This is a genomic window from Hungatella sp. SL.1.14, assembly GCF_024460495.1.
Classification (GTDB): domain Bacteria; phylum Bacillota; class Clostridia; order Lachnospirales; family Lachnospiraceae; genus Hungatella; species Hungatella hathewayi.
In genome coordinates, this window is the sequence record NZ_JANFYJ010000282.1 from 1 (window position 1) to 305 (window position 305).

At 47.5% G+C, this 305-nt stretch carries 1 pseudogene; it reads left to right on the plus strand.

Features of this window, described 5'->3' with window-relative positions:
• Positions 1-109 precede the first annotated feature (109 nt).
• Positions 110-196: pseudogene (locus NE473_RS31000) on the plus strand (Hsp20 family protein); the annotation flags it as partial.
• Positions 197-305: the final 109 nt, after the last annotated feature.

The window sequence follows — 305 nt, forward strand, 5'->3', positions numbered from 1 at the left end:
GTCTACATGAGCGACGAGGATTTATACACCTGGAAGCCCAGCGGCAAAACTCTTTCTGAGTTTCTCGCACATAACCTTTGCTGGAATTTAAACGATTGCAAAGAATTAGCAACTCGATATGGATCTGCCCGGATTTAAGAAAGATGAGATCACCGTTAATCTTCGTGACGGCTATGTAACCATCTCCGCCGAACGTCGGCGCGGCCCCACACCCAAAGCCGGGAAAGAACCTCCTTTATACCAATGGCCGGATCTCGTAGTCTTCCATATTCACTTCTTTAAATTTCGATCTCTGGAACCGGTCC